At 34.7% G+C, this 16,865-nt stretch carries 13 protein-coding genes; 10 read left to right on the top strand and 3 right to left on the bottom strand.

The features are described from left to right. Positions 1–56: 56 nt before the first annotated feature. From BMY39_RS00710 to BMY39_RS00695, 4 genes are all read left to right on the top strand, one after another. Entirely contained in the window at positions 57–749 is a 693-nt protein-coding gene (locus BMY39_RS00710; RefSeq protein WP_092574154.1) for a zinc metallopeptidase, read from the top strand. A gap of 75 nt (positions 750–824) precedes the next feature. Beyond that, positions 825–2,603 carry a MutS-related protein gene (locus BMY39_RS00705; RefSeq protein ID WP_092574152.1) on the top strand — a complete coding sequence of 593 codons (1,779 nt, stop codon included), beginning with the start codon at positions 825–827 and terminating at the stop codon, positions 2,601–2,603. An 85-nt stretch (positions 2,604–2,688) separates the two neighbouring features. Next, entirely contained in the window at positions 2,689–3,186 is a 498-nt protein-coding gene (locus BMY39_RS00700; RefSeq protein WP_092574150.1) for a hypothetical protein, read from the top strand. A gap of 69 nt (positions 3,187–3,255) precedes the next feature. Continuing rightward, on the top strand, positions 3,256–3,747 hold the full coding sequence (locus BMY39_RS00695; protein ID WP_092574148.1) for a hypothetical protein: 492 nt from the start codon (positions 3,256–3,258) through the stop codon (positions 3,745–3,747). Between the two features lie 152 nt (positions 3,748–3,899). Here the strand turns inward: BMY39_RS00695 and BMY39_RS00690 are convergent, their stop codons facing one another. Beyond that, a complete protein-coding gene (locus BMY39_RS00690; protein ID WP_092574146.1) occupies positions 3,900–4,349 on the bottom strand; it encodes a nucleoside deaminase in 450 nt (149 codons plus the stop codon). 39 nt (positions 4,350–4,388) lie between these two features. Between BMY39_RS00690 and dxs the strand changes: the two genes are divergently transcribed. Then, positions 4,389–6,143 (top strand): 1-deoxy-D-xylulose-5-phosphate synthase, encoded by a 1,755-nt coding sequence (gene dxs / locus BMY39_RS00685; protein ID WP_092574144.1) that lies wholly within the window; start codon positions 4,389–4,391, stop codon positions 6,141–6,143. Positions 6,144–6,197: 54 nt separating this feature from the next. On the opposite strand, the gene BMY39_RS00680 is transcribed toward dxs, so the two are convergent. Beyond that, complete coding sequence (locus BMY39_RS00680; protein ID WP_092574142.1) at positions 6,198–7,538, bottom strand: deoxyguanosinetriphosphate triphosphohydrolase; 1,341 nt, start codon at positions 7,536–7,538, stop codon at positions 6,198–6,200. 161 nt (positions 7,539–7,699) lie between these two features. Between BMY39_RS00680 and BMY39_RS00675 the strand changes: the two genes are divergently transcribed. The 3 genes from BMY39_RS00675 to BMY39_RS00665 all read left to right on the top strand — a co-directional run bounded on the left by BMY39_RS00675 (position 7,700) and on the right by BMY39_RS00665 (position 12,478). Next, on the top strand, positions 7,700–8,083 hold the full coding sequence (locus tag BMY39_RS00675) for a carboxypeptidase-like regulatory domain-containing protein (protein ID WP_092574140.1): 384 nt from the start codon (positions 7,700–7,702) through the stop codon (positions 8,081–8,083). Between the two features lie 297 nt (positions 8,084–8,380). Continuing rightward, complete coding sequence (locus BMY39_RS00670) at positions 8,381–11,191, top strand: TonB-dependent receptor (protein ID WP_092574138.1); 2,811 nt, start codon at positions 8,381–8,383, stop codon at positions 11,189–11,191. A gap of 54 nt (positions 11,192–11,245) precedes the next feature. After that, complete coding sequence (locus BMY39_RS00665; protein WP_092574135.1) at positions 11,246–12,478, top strand: multidrug transporter; 1,233 nt, start codon at positions 11,246–11,248, stop codon at positions 12,476–12,478. A gap of 75 nt (positions 12,479–12,553) precedes the next feature. Here BMY39_RS00665 and BMY39_RS00660 read toward each other — a convergent pair whose 3' ends face one another. After that, positions 12,554–12,868 carry a toxin-antitoxin system YwqK family antitoxin gene (locus BMY39_RS00660; RefSeq protein WP_092574132.1) on the bottom strand — a complete coding sequence of 105 codons (315 nt, stop codon included), beginning with the start codon at positions 12,866–12,868 and terminating at the stop codon, positions 12,554–12,556. A gap of 386 nt (positions 12,869–13,254) precedes the next feature. Here BMY39_RS00660 and BMY39_RS00655 point away from each other — a divergent pair, with 386 nt between their 5' ends. Both BMY39_RS00655 and BMY39_RS00650 read left to right on the top strand, forming a co-directional pair. Next, positions 13,255–14,457, top strand: a complete 1,203-nt coding sequence (locus BMY39_RS00655) for a porin (RefSeq protein ID WP_092574127.1) — start codon at positions 13,255–13,257, stop codon at positions 14,455–14,457. Positions 14,458–14,528: 71 nt separating this feature from the next. After that, complete coding sequence (locus tag BMY39_RS00650; RefSeq protein ID WP_092574123.1) at positions 14,529–16,838, top strand: inorganic phosphate transporter; 2,310 nt, start codon at positions 14,529–14,531, stop codon at positions 16,836–16,838. Positions 16,839–16,865 lie beyond the last annotated feature (27 nt).

Below are 16,865 nucleotides of genomic sequence, written 5' to 3'. Positions count from 1 at the left end.
TTAAATAAATATGGTGTAATTATTGCTATCTTTATTACAAATTAAAATAAGAAATTATGTTTGGATATTATATATTGATTGGAGCTATAATGCTGGCGAGTTGGGCAGTGAGCAATACCTTAAAGCGAAAGTTCGCAAAGTATTCCAAAGTTCAACTTAGAAATGGTATGAGTGGAGCAGAGGTAGCGCAAAAAATGCTATCAGACCATGGTATTTATGATGTTGAGGTTATTTCTACCCCAGGTCGGTTAACAGACCATTATAATCCTAAAAATAAAACTGTTAATTTAAGTGAAGCTGTATACAATCAGCGTAACGCAGCAGCAGCAGCTGTGGCTGCTCATGAAGTTGGGCATGCAGTGCAACATGCACAGGCGTATAGCTGGTTACAAATGCGCTCTACTTTAGTGCCGGTAGTAAGTGTTACCTCTGGGATGTCTCAATGGTTAATCATTGGAGGTTTAATTCTTGGTGGTGCAGCAGGTTTAGGATTAGGCTGGTGGGTCGCTGTGGCAGGTTTGGTAATGATGGGTGCTGCAACGTTATTTAGCTTCATTACATTGCCTGTTGAGTACGATGCCAGCAATAGAGCACTGGCTTGGTTAAAAAATAAAAATATGGTAACCCCAGATGAATACAAGGGGTCGGAAGATGCTTTAAAATGGGCAGCCAGAACTTATTTAGTAGCAGCAATAGGTGCTTTAGCAAACTTATTGTACTGGGGACTTCAAGTTTTTGGTCGCGATTAAACCTAAAATTTTTATATAACATAAGCCCTGAAAGAATTCAGGGCTTTTTTGTTTCTTTACATTTCAATAAAGACTATGAAGCGTTCAAATCCACAAGAATATTATAAAGAGCATTTAGAGCTGTATAAGGCAAAATCTAAGCATTTGTATAAGCGAATAGCCATGTTAAGTATATTTCGTGTTTTGGTGTTTTTAGCAACATGTTTCGCAGTCTATATGAGTTTTTCGCATTGGCAGTTAGCTATTTTGGTTGGTGTAGTAGGAGCGATTTTATTTCTTTACTTACTTTCAAGATACACCAACGTAAAACATCAAAAATCCTTTTATGATGCTTTGGTTAAAATTAATACTGATGAAATTGAAATAGCTTCAGGTAATTTTTACACTAGGGAAAAAGGTTTGAAATATCAAGATTCAAAACATTATTATAGTTTAGATATTGATTTGTTTGGTCGAGGTTCTTTTTTTCAATTTATAAACAGAACCAAGATTCTTGAAGGTGAAAATATGCTGGCCGACATTTTGAAAGCTAATGATATTAACCATGTTGTATCTCGACAAGAAGCCATTAAGGAATTATCGGTAAAACCAGAGTGGCGGCAGTTTTATAGTGGAAACGCAAGTTTAGTAGCAGTTGAAACTCCAGCCAAAGCAATTATTAATTGGTTAGCGGGTTACAACGTATTTTTACCAAAATGGATGAAATGGTTACCTATGATTTTCTCCTTATCATCACTACTATTATTTTCACTCATTACATTTGGTACTATTACAAATCAAGCCTTTTTAGGCTACTGGTTGCTTTTAGGTTTAGCTATAACAGGCTTCTATGTAAAGAGAACAAATGAACTGTCTTCCAATGCAGATAAGGTAAAAGATACGTTTCGCCAATATGCCATATTGTTGGACTTGATTGAAAATGAAACGTTTCAATCTAACTTATTAAAACAAAAACAACATCAAATTACATCTGATACTGAGAGAGCCTCAGTAGTTTTCAAAAAACTGTCCAAGGCATTGGATGCGCTTGATAATAGAAATAATATTATTGGCGCTGTTTTTGGCAACGGTTTGTTTTTAACAGATATTAAGAATAGTTACCGTATCGAACAATGGATATCTCGATACCGACATAAAGTAGCCGATTGGTTTGAGGTTGTCTCTTTTTTTGATGCCTACAATACCTTGGGAAATTACACATTCAACCATCCAGAATTTGTTTTTCCAAAAATTTCAAAAGGTAATAACATAATAGAAGCCAAAAGTTTAGGACATCCATTGCTAGACAAAACTAAAAGAGTAGCTAGTGATGTTACTATAAATAATGCAGAGTTTTTTATTGTTACTGGCGCAAATATGGCAGGGAAAAGTACCTTTTTAAGAACCATATCCTTGCATATTGTAATGGCCAACGTAGGGCTTCCAGTGTGCGCGAGATCAAGTATTTATTCACCAGTTAAACTCATTACCAGTATGCGAACATCTGATTCTTTAACTGATGATAGCTCCTATTTCTTTTCGGAGCTTACTAGGTTAAAATTTATTGTAGATACCATAAATAAAGAACCTTATTTTATTGTTTTAGATGAAATTTTAAAAGGCACAAACAGCACCGATAAAGCCATAGGCTCTAAAAAGTTTGTAGAGAAGCTTGTGGCTACTAGCACTACAGGAATTATTGCTACGCACGATTTAAGTTTGTGTGCCATTGAAAAGGAATTGGATAAGGTAAAAAACTTTTATTTTGATGCTGAAATTATTGATGATGAATTGTATTTTGATTATAAATTAAAACGGGGCATATGTAAAAACATGAACGCGTCATTTTTATTGAAAAAGATGCAAATTGTATAAAGTCAATTTTTTCAGCAATAAGGTTAAGTTTTACTCAAATTTTAGTTTATAATAAGTAGTATAATAAATTTAAAATTACTAAAACATGAAATTCAAATACATAATTACATTTCTGTATGTTTTCTTGCTACTTTCTTGTGGCACGAGCGAACGTGTGATAACTAACAAAGGAGAGGTTTACGAAATAAAAGGAGAAGAATTTTACAAGGCTGGGAAAAAGGTTACTAATTCGCTTTCGCAAGATGAAAGAGCATACATAACCGCCATTTTAGAGCGTAGATTAGAGGCAGAGGAAAAAGCCAGAGAAGAACAAGAGCGAATAGAAAATGAATTAGATAGATTAAGGGAAAAAGAAAAAAGGCTGAAACAGGAACAAAAACAAATAGAAGAAACAGTCGAACAAAGAGAAGAGGCAAGAGCTGAGTTTTTTAAAATAAAAGAAGACTTAAAAGCCTTAAAAAAAGAATATCAGCAAATGAAAGAAAGTGATAATCTGTCGGTAAAAGAAGAAAAAAAATGGAAAAAGCGCTTAAAAAAAATGGAGACCAAATTAAAAAAAGCAGAACTTAAAATAAACAATTAAAAGTGTAACTTTTTTTAAAAGTATGTGTCTCAACAATAAATTAAGGTATCCAATTTCAATTTTAAAATAATGAGAGTTGTAGTTTTTTTATGTTTCGTTAGTTTTTCTTTCCTGTTATCTGCTCAAGCGGTAAAAATTAACAACGATGTTTACGAGGTAAAAAACAATATAATCTTTAAAAACGGCATTGATGTTAGTAGCACTATTTCAGCCGATGAAAAATCTAAAGTGTTGGCTGCATTTGATAAGAATAAGTTAGAAACAGCAAAAACTAAAGCGGTATCAGAAAAACTAGAAAACGCAGAAAAAGATAAAATTAAAGCTGAGAAGCAACAAAAGAAGGCTGAAAAAAAGCAAAAAAAAGCAGAACAGGCTCTAAAACGAAAAGAAAGAGCGCATAGCAATCATAATAAAGCCATTAATAAACATAAAGCTGCAGTAAAAAAATACGAAAAGCTTAAAAAAAAGGGTAAGCTTTCACCTGAAGATGAAAGAAAATGGTTGGAAAAAATTGAAAAGTTTAATGCAGGCATTACAAAAACCAAAAAGAAGTTAAAATAAATCAATTATAGATTAAGGTATTTATGTTTATTGGTTAGTGTTTGCAAAACACCTCTGCAAATTATCTTAATTTATAAGTTCTTTTGGACTCGAAGTATAGTGAACTATACTGGGAAAAAAGTTTGTAGAAAATATGTTTGAATTAGTAATAATTAATTCAAGTTGCGCTTCATAATAAAAAAACGTTTTAATATGTCACTCGCTTTGTCTTCTAAAATACCACCTTCAATTTTAGTCTTTGGGTGTAGTTTAGTTTTTAAATTAATACAACCGCGTTCTATATCTCTAGCACCATAAACAATTCTGGAAATTTGACTCCAATACAAAGCTCCTGCACACATTTGGCAAGGTTCTAGAGTTACATAAAGTGTGCATCCTTTAAGATACTTTCCACCTAAAAAGTTAGCGGCAGCTGTGATGGCTTGCATTTCTGCATGAGCCGTAACATCTGTTAAGGTTTCAGTAAGATTATGTCCTCGTGCAATAATTTTATTATCTATTACAATTACCGCTCCCACAGGAATTTCGCCTTTCTCAAAAGCCATTTCTGCTTCCTGAATGGCTTTTTGCATGAAATATGTATCGTCAAAAGGTTCTATCATGATAGCAAAAATACAAATTCATTCTCGTACTTTTGTTTAGTGCAAAACTCAATACTTCATAAAATAAATACGCCTGATGATCTTCGATTATTGAAACACGAAGATCTTACGGTTTTGGCTAAAGAATTACGAGCTTTCATTATCAACATTGTAGCTACCAAAGAAGGGCATTTGGGTGCAAGTTTAGGTGTTATTGAATTAACTATAGCATTACACTACGTTTTTAATACTCCAGAAGATTTATTGCTTTGGGATGTGGGTCATCAAGCATACGGGCATAAGATTTTAACAGGCAGAAAAGATATATTCCTTACTAATAGACAATTTGGCGGTATTAGCGGTTTCCCAAAACGAAGCGAAAGTGATTACGATACTTTTGGGGTTGGGCATTCTTCCACTTCTATTTCTGCTGCTTTGGGAATGGCAATTGCCTCAAAATTAAAAGGTGAAGATAAGCATCATATTGCAGTAATTGGTGATGCATCCATTGCCAGTGGGATGGCGTTTGAAGGTTTGAATCATGCGGGTGTAACCGACGCAAATTTATTAGTGATTTTAAATGACAATGCTATTGGTATCGATCCAAGTGTGGGTGCTTTAAAGCAATATTTAACCAACGTTAAAAAAGGTACACAAAAACGCAATAACATTATTGAAGCATTAAACTTTGATTATTCTGGTCCTATAGATGGTCATGATTTAAATAAAATTATTTCAGAGTTGGAACGACTAAAATCGGTTAATGGTCCAAAATTACTACATATTATCACCACTAAAGGAAAAGGTTTAAAACAAGCTGAGGTAGATCAAGTAAAATACCATGCACCTGGTAAATTTGATGCTAAAACTGGTAATTTGACTAGTAAGCCTGATACACAGCAACCCCCTAAATATCAAGATGTTTTTGGGCATACTCTTGTAGAACTTGCTAAAAAAAATGAGAAAATTGTAGGTATTACTCCTGCAATGCCCACAGGAAGTTCTTTAAAATATATGATGGACGAAATTCCAGACCGTGCTTTTGATGTTGGCATTGCAGAACAGCATGCCGTTACCCTTGCTGCAGGAATGGCAACCCAAGGTGTAATACCATTTTGTAATATTTACTCTACATTTTTGCAACGCGCTTATGACCAAATTATTCATGATGTTGCGCTACAGAATCTGCCAGTTGTGTTTTGTTTAGATCGTGCAGGATTGGTAGGTGAAGATGGAGCTACACACCACGGGGTTTTCGATTTAAGTTACCTAGGCTGTATTCCTAACCTTATTATTTTCGCGCCAAGAAACGAAATTGATTTACGTAATATTATGTATACTGCGCAATTGGGATTAGAGCAGCCCATCGCCATTCGTTACCCACGGGGTAGAGGTGTAACTTTAGATTGGAAACAACCCTTTACTGAAATTGAGATTGGTAAAGGCGAACAACTAAAAAAAGGTAAGCAATTGGCTATTTTAAGTATTGGTGCTATTGCTAAAAATGTAACTGATGCTATTACTGATTTAGAGGTGTCCCATTACGATATGCGTTTTGTAAAACCTTTGGATGACAATTTATTGCACACTATTTTTAAAACTCATGGCACGATTGTTACAGTAGAAGACAATGCCTTAAAAGGAGGTTTTGGTGCTTCAATTTTAGAGTTTTCAGCTACACATCAGTATAAAAACACGATTAAAACTCTCGGGATTCCTGATACTTTTGTAGAACATGGCAGCGTAGAGGAGCTGAAAAGCTTAGTCGGGTTAGATGCTCAAAGTTTAAAGAAAACCATTGAAGCACTTTTATAGGTTTCCCAATACAATTTTAATTCAGCATCAAAATCACTTGTAGCGACTTACCGCTTAAAACGTAACACCTTCTATTTTTTTAAAATTTTGGATGGCTTTGCTATCGCTTAATAGCGATATATAGTGGCAAACAGCCAGCAAACGTTCATATAAACTCTTGGCTTTGAAATTAATAGTTTCAGGAAGGCGTTTTAAAATAAGTTCATCGTAGTTTGATGCGGTGCCGTTGAAACTGTGATTTACAGCTGCAGTGTATACCGTAAGTAATTTATTGATAATCTGATAGCCTGCAATTTCTTTGTCGATTACTTCTTCAGATTGGTAAATATTTTCAACACTAATTTTGATAATATCTTTTATTTGGGCATCGTATTTACTTTTGTCTAGCAAAGCACTATCAAAGCTGCCATCTAAAATAGCGTCTTCGTTTTTCATAAAAATCTCTACGGCATCGTTAATGAGTGCCCCTATGGCCAAGGCTCGCAGATAGCCAATACGATCTTCTCTAGTGGCAAGCGCATAATAATTTTCTGGTTTGATATTATCGCGAATCACTTTAGAGAGGTATTCTAGGGCAAATTCTTCTGGGATGAGACCTAGGTTGATACCGTCCTCAAAATCTATAATGGTATAACAAATATCATCAGCTGCTTCTACTAAGTATGCCAAGGGATGGCGCGCATAACTTAAATCTGTTTTATTACGTTTTATGAGCCCCAACTCGTCTGCCACATCTCGAAATGCTTCTTTTTCAGCCTGAAAAAACCCATATTTTTTGTCTGCTATATGTTTTGTTGGTTTTTTAGGTAGCGATTCTTTTGGGTATTTGGTAAAAGCTCCCAGGGTGGCGTAGCTTAAGCGGAGTCCGCCCTCGCGTCCTGCTCTACTTTGGGTAAGGATTTTAAAACCGTTGGCATTTCCCTCAAAATCACAAAGGTCTTGGTACTCTTTATCGGTTAATTGGTCTTTATATTGTTTTCCTGCGCCTGATTTAAAAAACTCGCCGATAGATTTTTCACCTGAATGCCCAAAGGGTGGATTCCCAATATCATGTGCCAAGGCTGCGGTGGCTACTATAGCTCCAAAATCGTTAGCTTGATACCCGTGAACCTTTTGTAAGTGAGGATGTTTTTCCAATACCTTTTGTCCTACCTTGCGCCCCAAAGAACGTCCCACAACGCTTACCTCCAAACTGTGCGTGAGTCGCGTATGTACAAAATCGGTTTCCGATAAAGGAATAACCTGAGTTTTATCTTGTAAACTCCTAAACTCTTGTGAAAAAATAATACGATCGTAATCCACTTCGAAGCCCAAACGGGTTTCGTCTTGTTCTTTTCTAAGTCTTTTATTAGTATCGCCAAAGCGTTTTAAGGAGAGGAGTTGTTCCCAGTTCATAATTAAAAATATAATGAGGCAAGATAAATGTTTTCATTTAAAAAGTATCATGAAAATCTCTTAACATTCGCGTAACATTTTAATCATTATAGATTAATGCTAGCATAACATTCAAATTACATATATATGTTTTATTTGTACTGAATAAAGTTATAAGAAGTATGAAACAACTTTTATTTATTATGTTCCTATTTGCGGCGCTATTTGCATCTGCACAAAGTGGAATGATTAATGGAAAAATTACAGATGCGGAAGAAGGCAATAATCCATTGCTTTTTGCAAAAGTAACGATAAAAGAAACTGGCGCTAAAGTAATGACTGACGCAAATGGTACTTTTAAATTTGAAAACGTAAAAAACGGGACTTACACTTTAGTTTGTAGTTTTACTGGATATGAAACCAAAGAAATAAAAGCTGAAGTAAGTAATTTAAAAACCACCGAAGCTATCGCATTAGCATTGGGCGCAAGTAGCTTATCGCTTGATGACTTAGCTATGGTATATGCATCTTCCGATCAAAAAGATAGTGCTATAAAGAATAACTAGAACTTTTCAGTTAAGATATTAGAAAAGCCCTTCTTGCTCATGCAAAAAGGGCTTTTTTTATTGAGACTTATAGACTAATATTCACGAAGAACTATAATTGAAACAGCCTATATAATTGGTGCTAAATTTCATTTTAATAAGTAGAACCTACAATGTTAATTTACTGTAAACTCTCCATAAAAAAAGTGTGTTTTAGGTAATGTTAAGCTAACACTTTTATTACAGTTCTTTAATCGTGTGGTAACACAATCTTTACAAAATGGTAGTTTCTTTGCCGCAAGAAATTAAAATAAAATAATGAGACAAACTATACTGTTATTACTACTTTTTACATCGGTTATTTTAAATGCACAAACCGGTTCTGTTAAAGGAAAATTAACAGACAAAGAATATAATAATGAGCCTTTAGCGTTTGCGAACGTACTTATTAAAGGCACTACAAAAGGTACAACATCAGATTTTGATGGGTTATATGAGTTTAACGATATAGACACCGGTACTTATACCTTGGTTTTTAGTTTTGTGGGTTATGAAACTCAAGAAATTGAAGTTAATATTGTTTCTGGTGAAGTTGCTGAAATTAATGTTGTAATGAGTGCTAGTGCTGCTTCTCTAGATGAAGTTGTGATTACCACTACTACCAAACGAGAAAGCGAAACGGCGCTGTTATTGGAACAGAAGAAAGCGGTTGAGATTAAACAAAGTATTGGTGCCGAGGAATTATCAAGAAAAGGTGTTGGAGATGCAGCTGGAGCAGTTGCTAAAATTTCTGGTATTTCTAAGCAAGAAGGCTCTAATAGTGTATATGTGCGTGGTTTAGGGGATAGGTACTTAAATAGTACAATGAATGGCTTAGCTTTACCATCAAACGATGTAAATAAGAAGAACATCGATTTGAATTTATTCTCTTCAGATGTAATTGAAAATGTTGGTGTAAGTAAAGCCTATTCTGCTAGGTTTTACGGTGATTTCTCTGCAGGAAATATAGATATTACATCAAAAGAATACACTGGTAATAGTTTCTTTGATGTGTCCCTAGGTGCAGCAGTAAACTCAAGAGCTGCGGGTAGAACATTTTTAAGAAATGAAGGTCCAGGTTATTTTGGTGATTATGCAAGATATAATCATAACCCTTTCGCAGTTATCATGTCGCATGGTGTAGATCCAATTGAAGCTGAAACACCTGCTATTAATATGGGTATAAGCCTTTCAGGAGGTAAATCCATTAACTTTAAGGATGATTCTCGCTTAAGTGTATTTATCACCGCATCTTTTGATAACAGTTTTGAATATAGAGAAGGTTTAGTTGCAGATTACACTGCGGGTTATAATAAGTTGTTTCCCGAAACCGAGCAATACAATTATGCTACTACTGCTACCGCTATGGCAACAGCCTTATATAGAATAAATAGCGATAACAAATTAAAGTTCTCTTCTTTAGCAATTAATAGTTCATCCGATCAGGTTGGTTTTTATGGTACAGGAGGTAATGGTATTTTATACGATTTCTCAGATGAACCAAGTGGCTATTTCCAAAGTAACTTACAGTTTAATCAAGATATCGTTTTAGTGAATCAATTAATAGGTGAACATACTTTTGGTAAAATTGATTTAGACTGGGGTATTGGCCATAACCGCGTATTCGCCCACGAACCTGATAGGAAACGTTTTTCTTTATTAGGTTATGACAATCTTTTGGATAACGACCCAAATAGTGTTGCAAGTTTCGACCAAAACAACAACTTCAACAACCAACGCTATTTTCAAAATATAGAAGATGAGGAGTTGAATAGCAGGTTGTCTTTGTCTTACAAACCTTCAGAAACTGTAAAACTATTTGTGGGGTACGATGGAAAAACCAGAGAAAGACATTTTGATAATATTCGTTATGGCTACAAAAACATCAACACGTCATCAAACCAAATTACCCAAATCACACAGTTAAACAATATATTCAACCTTCAAAACTTTGTGGATGGTGTGTACCAAACACACGTATTTAATCCTATCGATCCAGGAAATGGTATCACCCAAACCAACTTCCCCGGTTTATTGGAAAACACCTATAAAGGCGTGTTAAACATTTATGCAGGATATTTTTCTGCTGAAATAAACTTAAGCGAAAAATGGTTGGTTATTCCTGGAATTCGTATTGAAAATTTCAGTCAAAGCATTGAATATGATGCAATTAACTTGCGACCTAACGATCCTGGATTTTCAGAATCTAGTGAAAATTTTGCGTTACCGAGTTTAAACATAAAGTACGCGATTAACGATGACCAAAACCTTCGTTTTGCAGTAAGTAAAACAGTATCGGTCCCTGAATTTAAAGAAATAGCGCCGTTTGTGTATGAAGGGATTAGTTATCGAATAGGTGGTAACCAAGATTTATTGGGCACGAGAACAGGTGTAAACTTAACAGATAAGTCGTATTCCGATATTTACAACCTAGATTTAAAGTACGAATGGTTTATTAGCAAAAGTGAAGTGTTTTCTTTAGGTGTTTTTGCAAAACAGATAAATGACCCTATCAACTTAGTACTTGCTGCGGATGCTACTGGAACACAACGTTATTTTAGAACAGGTGAACAAGCTGAAATTTTAGGAGCTGAAATAGAATTAAGAAAGAATTTAATCTTAAACGAAGACGAAGAAGCTATTTTATCATCTGGGTTTAACTTTACCTACATGCATACAAAGCAAGACCTATATAATTCGATTGAAGGGTCTTATGGTACATCGTTTAACAGAGCAACCGATGAATTAGAAGGGGCGTCTCCAATTATCGTAAATGCCGATTTAAGTTTTAAACCAACAATAAGCGAAAACTTTAAACCAGCTGCAAACTTGGTATTCAACTATTCTTCTGATAGAATTTTCTCCTTAGGATCTGGTGATGTGGGGAATGTTATTGAAAAAGCAGTGCCTACTTTAGACTTTGTTTTGAAAAATAAGGTAGGAGACAATGCTGAAATCAACTTCAGTGCGAAAAACCTATTAGACCCAAAAGTAGAAATGATTCGAGAAAATACTGGTGATGGCGATGTTTTACTATCAAGTTTTCAACGAGGAATCACAGTCGGACTTCAATTGAAATATAATTTTTAATAAAAAATAATCAAAAAACGAACACAAAATCTTTAAATCTAAATCAAAATGAAAATGAGAAATAATTTTTTACTAAGCTTAGTGGCATTGACTTTAATCTTTACGTCATGTGCTAACGATGATACAGCTGACATTGTATTTAACATTACAAACAACAATGGTGGCGGTGGAACTTCGGTTGATACAGATGTGTTTTTATCTGGAACTTATACTAATGATTTAACATTAGACGCAAACATAAACTACAAAATAAACGGTTCTTTAGTAATTGCTGATGGCGCAACGTTAACCATTCCTGCAGGTATGACTATTAAAGCATTAGCTGCTGGGTCAGACGTTTATGTCGCTATATCTCAAGGCGCTAAAATTATTGCTGAAGGAACAGCTAATAGCCCAATTGTTTTTACCTCTGATGCTTCTGAGCCTAAAGCTGGAGACTGGGGTGGTTTAATCCTTTTAGGAAAAGCACCAATTAACTCTGTAACAGGAACTGCTACTTCTACTTCAGAAATTGCTGGTTTACCTTATGGTGGTAATATTGCTAACGATAATTCGGGTTCTTTAAAATATGTAAGAATTGAATATTCTGGTGGTTCTGCTGATGGTCAATCAGAGAATAACGGTCTATCTTTCTATGGTGTTGGTAATGGTACTGAAGTAGACTACATTCAAATTTATGAAGGTAAGGATGATGGTGTTGAATTCTTCGGTGGCACTGTAAATGTTAGCCACGTTGCTGTAATGGATTTACAAGACGATTCAATTGACTGGACTGAAGGGTACTCTGGAACGATTACTGATGTTTATATTCAGCATATTCAAAACCCAACTGAAACATTCAACTCTGATAAAGCGTTTGAATGTGATGGTTATAATGATGATTTTGGAAATAACTCGAACCCAGTATTTTTCTCTAACCCTACGGTTACAAATGTTACTATTGTTGGGGTAGGCTCAGATAATACATTTCAAGACGGAAAGATTATTAACGCTGGACAATATGAAGCAGTTCGTTTAAGGAGAGGCACTGCTGCTATCTTTTCAAATGTGCAAATCACTGGTTTTGGAGAAGCATTTGATGTTGATGGTAATGATACTTCAGACCCTACTGGACAAGCAATAGTTGATGACGAATTACAAGTTAACAACGTAACGTTTACAGATGTAACAACTAAATTTAAAAATGATACCGGAAATGATACCTTAACAGAAGCTGATTTTATATCAGGTGATGGCAATGGTACTGGTACCGATTTTGCTACTTGGGGATCAGGTTGGACGAAGTAAAAATCAATCGATAAAATAAAAAAAAGCATCACGCCTATGGCGTGATGCTTTTTTTTATTTATTAGTAAAGTTCTCTTATAATGAAGCTACATTTTTAGAGTAATCTACTTCCTTTGGAACACCATCTATCCAGTGAATCCATTTGCCGACTTTTTTACCATTATCATAATTTGCAGAAACGATTATTTCGCCTTTTTTGTCATAGCTTAACCACTTTCCATGTAATTTACCATCTGCTGTGTAAGAACCAGTTTGACTTACAGCACCATTGTCGTGATAATAAACAACATCGATTAAATTTGTTTCCTTGTTATGGGTTAACTCTCTCTTTTGCTGCGCAAAAGCAACGACAGAAATTAAAAGTGCGAAAACTAAAATTAATTTCTTCATAATTATGGGTTTTATATTCTATATCAAATATACTAATTTCATAACTTTTAAACAACACTTACGTAACATTAATTTAACATTAAAAACATAAATATTTGGTTGTTAGTAAATTGAGTTTTAACATTTTCTAGTTAAACATAATAATTAGTTAATGTTAAGATTACATTTATATTAACTCAATGCAAGATATTTGTCATTGTCTTAAGACATCAATTATTAGTATTTCATATAATCTATTAGTTTTTGTCGACTTACATTATCATGATTTCTAATGAGACTGCCTTTGGCCAAGGCAGTCTTTTTTTGTTAAATAATTTAACAATTAGGAAACATTAGGTTCATATAATATTAAGTTATTTGTGGTCGACAAAAACTAATACAAACTAATGAAACTAAAAATTTTCTTAGTGCTATGTCTTAGCACTATTTTCTCTATTGCATCTCAAGAAATAAGCGATACTTCATTTGGCAACGGCCTTATAAATTTTACTGCAAAAGACAGCTCATTTAGTATAAAATTTGCACCTCGTTTTCAAATGCGATATATATCCACATGGAATCATGACGGAGAGCAATACGGTTCGCCAGAGCATAATTTTATCATTCGTAGAGCACGATTAAAATTTGATGGATTTGCTTATAGCCCAAAATTAGAATACAAGATAGAATTAGGGCTATCCAATAGAGATATATCTGGTGGAAATCAATTTACTCGAAATACGCCACGTTATATTCTTGATGCTGTTTTGAAGTGGCATTTTGCTGATAACTGGGAGCTTTGGGCAGGACAAACTAAATTACCAGGAAACGTAGAACGTGTTATTTCCTCAGGAGATCTTCAATTGGTAAATCGTTCATTACTGAACAGCCGATTTTCGATAGACCGAGACATTGGGCTTCAGTTACGCCATAAGTCTTATTTAGGCAATAAGTTTTTAATACGTGAAAAAATCGCCCTATCCCAAGGAGAAGGTAGAAACGTTACAGAAGGTAACGAGGGTGGGCTGCAATATACTGCTCGTTTAGAAGTTTTGCCTTTTGGAGCTTTTAAGTCAAAAGGAGATTATAAAGGGTCAGATTTAAAAAGAGAAAAAGCCCCTAAATTGTCAATGGCCTTTACTTATAATTTAAATGCTAACGCAGTAAGAAGGCGTGGTGTGCTTGGTGGGTATATGTTTAGGAGTGATGGTTCTCTTTACGAAACAGATATTACCACACTTTTTGTGGATAGTATGTTTAAACACAATGGTTTTTCTTTTATGGGAGAGTATGCAAAAAGAACTGCCGATGCGCCCGTTGCTCTAGATATAGATGGAATAACACCAACTGGAGATGTGGTTTTAGTAGGTAGCGCACTTAACCTACAAGCAGGATATCTATTTAAAAGTAATTACGAAATAGCTGGAAGGTACACCTCGGTAGATTATGAAACTGTTACCAATACACTTCCTAGGAAGCAATATACTTTAGGCTTCAATAAGTTTGTGCATGGACATAAGCTAAAATTACAAAGCGATATAAGCTATACATCTGCAGACGGAAACGAAGACGGTATCAGGTTTAGATTAGGGTTTGATTTCCATTTTTAAAATATAACATTCACATAACATATTAATCAAGAATTGTCATGATATTTACAAACATTTTACAATCAAGTCCTATGGATAATATTTACTTGTACATGATTATAGCCCTTGCCATTTTAGCTATTGCTGATTTGGTTGTAGGTGTTAGTAACGACGCAGTAAACTTTTTAAACTCTGCTATTGGCTCAAAAGCCATTTCGTTTAAAACTATTATGATAGTTGCTAGCCTTGGTGTTGCCGTAGGAGCTGTTTTTTCTAGTGGTATGATGGAAGTTGCGCGTAAAGGGATTTTTAATCCTGGTGAATTTATGTTTGATGAAATTATGATAATATTTATGGCGGTAATGATTACCGATATATTATTGCTCGATTTCTTTAACTCTGTTGGCATGCCAACATCTACTACGGTTTCCATAGTGTTTGAATTGCTTGGAGCCGCTGTTGCCATTGCCTTCATAAAGATAGGGCATGATGGAGGTGATTTTTCAGATGTAATAAACTATATAAATACATCTAAAGCATCGCAGATAATTTTTGGAATTCTGCTTTCAGTAGTTGTCGCGTTCTCTATTGGAGCCATTGTGCAGTGGTTCTCAAGAGTTTTATTGTCCTACAGTTTTGAGAAGAAAGGCCCTTGGGTTGGTGCTATTTTTGGAGGAGTAGCCTTAACTGCTATAACTTATTTTATTTTTATGAAAGGTTTAAAAGGTACTTCGTATGCAAAAGAATCTTTCGACATTCTTGATGGTGGTACAATGAAGGACTTTTTAGAAGCACAAGTTTTGCCCATTGTATTGGTTAGTTCTGTTTTCTGGTCTATCCTTTCATATCTGTTAATTGCGGTTATTAAAACAAATATTTATAAGCTTATTATTATCGTTGGAACCTTCGCTCTTGCATTAGCATTTGCAGGAAATGATTTAGTAAACTTTATAGGTGTGCCAGTAGCTGCTTACAATGCATTTCTTGAGTGGTCTGCTTCAGGTGCTGCTGCATCAGCATTTCCAATGGATGTTTTAGCTTCAAAGGTTCCCACTAATAACTGGCTGTTATTTGGAGCGGGAATGGTAATGGTTTTAACCTTATGGTTTTCTACCAAGGCAAAAAGTGTTGTAAAAACATCTTTAGACCTGTCTAGTCAAGGCGAAACTAAAGAACGTTTTCAGCCTAACGCATTATCTAGAGGATTTGTGAGATTCGCTATGTTGATGTCTCAAATGACAGAATATATGCTTCCTCAATCATGGCAAGCGAAAATTGATAAACAGTTTGAAACACCAGTAATTGCTGTTTCTAAAAATAAACGATTAGAACTGCCTGCGTTTGATTTAGTAAGAGCAGCAGTAAACTTAATGGTTGCTGCAGTTTTAATATCAATAGCAACATCGTATAAATTGCCGCTTTCAACAACCTATGTGACGTTTATGGTTGCCATGGGTACATCTTTAGCAGATAGAGCTTGGGGTGCAGAAAGTGCCGTGTATAGAGTTGCTGGTGTTATAAACGTTATTGGTGGCTGGTTTTTTACTGCATTTAGTGCATTTACTGCTGCAGCTTTGGTTGCCTATTTGCTAAATTTGAACTTAGCAGTAATGTTTCCTATTTTATTGGTAGTGGCCTTTGCATTACTTATTAGAAGTACAATTGTTCACAATAAAAAATCAAAAGAAGTTAGAGCAGAAGACAGTTTGATTAAAGCTGAAAGCAGCTCTGTTCAAGGAGTTATTCACGAAAGTGCCGGTAATATAGCAAACGTGGTTAAACGCGGCAATAAGATTTATAGTAATGCTATCAACGGTCTTGCAAAACAAGATTTATCATCTCTCAAGAAAAATCAAAAGCAAGTAGATAAATTATCTTTTGAAGTTGACGAATTGCGTAACAACATCTTTTATTTCATTAAAAATCTAGATGAGTCGAGTGTAGGAGCTAGTAGCTTTTATATCAATATCCTTGGTTATCTGCAGGATATGGCTCAGTCTCTAGAATATATTTCTAAAGTAAGTTACAAACATATTCACAACAATCATAAAAAACTCAAATTCAATCAAATTAAAGAATTAAAAGAAGTTGATGACTGTCTAGAAACATTGTTCTCAGATATTCGAGAAGCATTTACATCTAGAGATTTTGACGCTATAGGAAATATATTGACTAGGAAAGAAACAGTTTCAAATCTTTTATCTGAAAAAATACAGAAGCAGGTTGAACGTACGCGAAGCGAAGAATCTAGTCCTAAAAATACTACACTTTATTTTGGGGTACTCCTTGAAACTAAAGATTTATTGACGGCGACCATGAATCTGATGGAAGAGTACGATAACGCACATGACAGTTCTGTAGAACCTGCAAAAATTAATGAATCTTCAGAGGAAGCAGAGTAAACAAAATTAAAAGGGTGTAGTAATACA

The sequence above is a fragment of the Hyunsoonleella jejuensis genome (assembly GCF_900111025.1).
GTDB lineage: Bacteria > Bacteroidota > Bacteroidia > Flavobacteriales > Flavobacteriaceae > Jejuia > Jejuia jejuensis.
This window is presented reverse-complemented; position numbering and strand designations above follow the sequence as displayed.

Bases quoted from the DNA above. Each gene is read 5' to 3' on its own strand.
- BMY39_RS00650 (WP_092574123.1), top strand. From the start codon at position 14,529: ATGGATAATATTTACTTGTACATGATTATAGCCCTTGCCATTTTAGCT.
- BMY39_RS00705 (WP_092574152.1), top strand. From the start codon at position 825: ATGAAGCGTTCAAATCCACAAGAATATTATAAAGAGCATTTAGAGCTG.
- BMY39_RS00690 (WP_092574146.1), bottom strand. From the start codon at position 4,349: ATGATAGAACCTTTTGACGATACATATTTCATGCAAAAAGCCATTCAG.
- BMY39_RS00695 (WP_092574148.1), top strand. From the start codon at position 3,256: ATGAGAGTTGTAGTTTTTTTATGTTTCGTTAGTTTTTCTTTCCTGTTA.
- BMY39_RS00675 (WP_092574140.1), top strand. From the start codon at position 7,700: ATGAAACAACTTTTATTTATTATGTTCCTATTTGCGGCGCTATTTGCA.
- BMY39_RS00670 (WP_092574138.1), top strand. From the start codon at position 8,381: ATGAGACAAACTATACTGTTATTACTACTTTTTACATCGGTTATTTTA.
- BMY39_RS00680 (WP_092574142.1), bottom strand. From the start codon at position 7,538: ATGAACTGGGAACAACTCCTCTCCTTAAAACGCTTTGGCGATACTAAT.
- BMY39_RS00655 (WP_092574127.1), top strand. From the start codon at position 13,255: ATGAAACTAAAAATTTTCTTAGTGCTATGTCTTAGCACTATTTTCTCT.
- BMY39_RS00710 (WP_092574154.1), top strand. From the start codon at position 57: ATGTTTGGATATTATATATTGATTGGAGCTATAATGCTGGCGAGTTGG.
- BMY39_RS00700 (WP_092574150.1), top strand. From the start codon at position 2,689: ATGAAATTCAAATACATAATTACATTTCTGTATGTTTTCTTGCTACTT.
- BMY39_RS00660 (WP_092574132.1), bottom strand. From the start codon at position 12,868: ATGAAGAAATTAATTTTAGTTTTCGCACTTTTAATTTCTGTCGTTGCT.
- BMY39_RS00665 (WP_092574135.1), top strand. From the start codon at position 11,246: ATGAGAAATAATTTTTTACTAAGCTTAGTGGCATTGACTTTAATCTTT.